Here is a 3,394-nt window from a genome sequence, read left to right on the forward strand (position 1 = left end):
CCGTGGCACGCCCATCCCTACCTCCACTTCAGGACAGACGGGCACAAATTCTACGTGCGGCATCAGCTCGCGGATGATCCGATCCGGGATGCGCTCGCCGTTGTAGCGCACGGCGTCGAACTCCAGGCATCGGCTCACCAAAACGCGGGGTCGGGGAAAGGGCTCTAGTGTCATCAACGTCCTCCGGCGGAGGGCAAACGAGGATCATGACCTATACGGTTCCGGTAAGGTCGATGCTCACTCTTGACTTTGCGGGACCGCAAGGGTATTTTTCGAACGAATCGTACAAAACGTACAAAACGTGCAGCGGGAAGAGCCCCCATATTTGAGCACGGTTGAGGTAGCGCAGCTTCTGGGCGTTACGGAGACGACTATCAAACGCTGGGCGGACGCACAGCGCATCCCCTGCATCCGCACGCCGGGCGGGCATCGCAAGTTCCGGCCGGAGGACGTGCTGGCCTTTGCGCAAGCGCACGGATATCCGATCGAGCAGCTGTTGACCAGAAGACCCCGCATCCGTTTTCCGCGATCTTGGGACCAGCTGCGGGAGTGGCTCTATAGACAGCTTCTATGGGGCAACGCCGATGCGGTGCGCGAGCAGCTTTATAGCTGGTACAGCTCTGGGCTCGAACTAGCCGCCCTTTATGATGAGCTCATAAGCCCCGTTCTGGAGCGCATCGGGCAAGAGTGGGCCTCTGGATCTCTCAGTGTGGCCCAGGAGCATTTGGCCTCCAACACGCTTAGCGAAGCGCTTCAGGGGTTTCGGCAGCTCACGCGCCCCGCATCGGCAGGCCTTCGACGCGCCGTATGCGCCGCCTTAGAGCAAGAGGAACATACGCTGGGCCTGCTCATGGCGGCGCACTTGCTTGAACTGGCCGGCTTTCAGGTGGACTTCCTAGGGGCGCGCACTCCAGTGCGAGATCTAATTGGCTGGCTTTCCGAGCACAAACCGCAGCTGCTCTGCTTGGCCTTCGTGATCCCCCTAGAGCCTGAAAGGGCCCATAGGGTGCTGCGCAGCATAAGCCTTCAGGCTCAGCGCCTAGGCGTGCGGGTGCTTGCCGGAGGCCGATCGGCTGATCCCGCCTGGGTCGCATTGCAGCTTGTAGATGGGGTCTATAAGAGACTTCGGGAACTTCAGGACGCCGTAAAGTCGGGGTGATCGATTGTGACTCGTTCCGCCCTAGCCGCCTCCTATGCGATCTGCCGGGCCATTACGCGCGAGCATGCCCGCACCTTTTATTTCGCCTCTCACGTCTTAGGCCCCCGTCTGCGGCGCGCGGCGTATGCGATTTATGGTTTCTGTCGGCTTGCCGATGACGTGGTAGACCGCGCCAAACTGGGGGCCGACCCTCGTTTGGTACAGGAGGAGCTAGAAGGCTTTCGCCGCGCTGTGCGCGCCCTGCGCAAAGACACCTCTTCCGCGGAGGGCCATCAACCTTGGTTTGCCGCGCTGCAGGATACGGTGCGCTCCTTCGGCATCCCGCCTCAGCTTTTTGAGGAGCTTCTGGACGGGGTGCAGATGGACGTAGAAAAAAAGCGCTATGAGACCTTTCAGGAGCTTTATGACTATTGCTACCGGGTCGCCTCCGTTGTGGGGCTCATGCTCTGTCACGTGTTCGGCTACCGAAGCCCCGAGGCGCTGGGCCGAGCGGTGGACATGGGCGTGGCCATGCAGCTGACGAACATCCTGCGGGATATCCCCGAGGATTACCGGCTTGGGCGCATTTACTTGCCGCAAGAGGAGCTCGAAGCCTATGGGTACACGGAGGCGGAGCTCGCCCGGGGCGTCGTAAACGAGGCTTTCCGTGCGCTCATGGCTTTTGAGGTGGAACGCGCCCGCGCCTATTACCGGCGCGCCTGGGGGGGTATCCCCCTGCTCCAGAGCCGACAGGGGCGCATCTGCACCCGCATTATGAGCCGGCTTTACGCCGGCATACTGGATGAGATTGAACGCGCCGGATACGATGTCTTTCGAAGACGCGCCTTCGTACGACTGGGCAGAAAAGTCGTGCTGGGCGCCCAGGCGGCACTGAAACGTCCCGGTTGGGGCATAGTCGGCTGGAGCGCGTGGGATTTTTACGGAGGCCTGCAACTGAAATAACTTTCAGGGGGAAGCCATGCGTTGGCTGCGGTTTGCGCTCCTTATCGCGCTTATGCTGTTCTCATGAAGTCCTTAGTCCTGACGGCCTGGCTGCTCCTGGGGGTTCCCTCGGAAAGCCACCCGGCAGAGCCGATCCGCATCGAGGTCTCCTATCGCGCGAAGCGCAAGTGGACGGCCTCCCCGGAGGCGATCCTGCGCGAGGTGGCCGATCCGATGCGGTTTCCGGGGCTCATGCCCGGGTTGCAGCGCGTGCAGCAGGTTGCGCCGGGGGTTTGGCTTTGGGAGACGGAGACGGCCGTGCCGCTAGCTGCGCCGCAGCGCAACCGGTTCCGGGTGCAGCTAATGACGCAGGGGGATTCGCTGGCAATCTGGCGCTCGGTCTCGGATGCCGACCCGGATTGGCTGGAGTGCCGCGCACAGCTGCGCAGGCCCTCTGCGCAGGAGGTGAGCCTGGAGCTAGAGTTTCGGATGCGCCTTGTGCGTCCAAGCCTCACAAGCGTGCATTGGCTTGCCCCCGTCGTAGGCGAACGCTTCCTGCGCGAGCGCGTTCGGGAGCGGCTCATCGCCATGGTGGAGGGGTTCCTGGAGCGATTGCAAAGTCGGCTGTAGATGCCTCCGCTGCTACACGGGCTTACGCTTCTGCCGCTCTTGCTAGCCCCCTTTGCGGCGTATGCGCTCACGACAGGCTGGATGCTGGACCAGCTCCCCTGGTCTTCGAGCCTGTTTTTGGCTCTCTGGGCCGGCTCGGTGGTGGCAAGAGCCCTCTATCGGGTGCCCAAGGCCGCGGTGGCGCTCTTGCTCCCTTGGAGCTTGACGTGGGCTGTGGAGGCGCTGGGGGTGCGGACGGGTCTTCCGTTTGGCGCCTACCGCTACACGGGCCTGCTCTGGCCGGAGCTCGTAGGCGTTCCGCTGGTGATCCCGCTGGCCTGGGTTGCGCTGCTGCTTTTGGCCATGGCCTGGGTTGAGGCGCGATTACCTCAAACGGGACCTATAGAGCGCATCCTGCGCGTGGGGCTTCTGCTCATAGGCGTGGACGTGCTCTTAGAGCCCATGGCGGCCTACGCGCAGCGCTACTGGGTCTGGGAGTCAGACTCGGTGCCGCTGCAGAACTATGTGAGCTGGGGGGTTCTAGGCGCGCTGCTTTCGGCACTTCTGTGGCGCTCCGTTGGCCTTTTGGGGCTGCCTATATCGGAGCGGCCGTGGCTTTGGGGGCTGGCGGGAGTGCTGTTGGGGCTCTGTGCTTTGGTTGGCATCGCCAAGGGCTATTGGGCCGCTGTTGTTTTAGGGGCAGCT

5 protein-coding genes are annotated in these 3,394 nt (G+C 62.7%); 4 read left to right on the plus strand and 1 reads right to left on the minus strand.

The genetic code is table 11. From position 1 onward, the window contains the following. Positions 1-174: DUF523 domain-containing protein (locus NZ993_07870; protein ID MCS7155707.1), on the minus strand; the 174-nt coding region annotated here is incomplete at its 3' end. A gap of 151 nt (positions 175-325) precedes the next feature. Between NZ993_07870 and NZ993_07875 the strand changes: the two genes are divergently transcribed. From NZ993_07875 to NZ993_07890, 4 genes are all read left to right on the plus strand, one after another. After that, positions 326-1,159, plus strand: coding sequence for a helix-turn-helix domain-containing protein (locus tag NZ993_07875; protein ID MCS7155708.1), 834 nt, complete (start codon positions 326-328; stop codon positions 1,157-1,159). Positions 1,160-1,165: 6 nt separating this feature from the next. Beyond that, the gene (locus NZ993_07880; protein ID MCS7155709.1) at positions 1,166-2,101 is read left to right on the plus strand and encodes a phytoene/squalene synthase family protein; all 936 of its coding nucleotides are present in this window, start codon (positions 1,166-1,168) and stop codon (positions 2,099-2,101) included. A 63-nt stretch (positions 2,102-2,164) separates the two neighbouring features. Beyond that, positions 2,165-2,710 (plus strand): hypothetical protein, encoded by a 546-nt coding sequence (locus NZ993_07885; GenBank protein ID MCS7155710.1) that lies wholly within the window; start codon positions 2,165-2,167, stop codon positions 2,708-2,710. Next, positions 2,711-3,394, plus strand: a 684-nt coding sequence (locus NZ993_07890) for a carotenoid biosynthesis protein (GenBank protein MCS7155711.1), incomplete at its 3' end; no start/stop codon positions are given.

The organism is Bacteroidota bacterium, assembly GCA_025059945.1.
Lineage (GTDB): Bacteria > Bacteroidota > Rhodothermia > JANXDC01 > JANXDC01 > JANXDC01.

Excerpts from the sequence above, each read along its gene's own strand:
- NZ993_07885 (MCS7155710.1), top strand. The coding sequence starts at position 2,165 with ATGAAGTCCTTAGTCCTGACGGCCTGGCTGCTCCTGGGGGTTCCCTCG.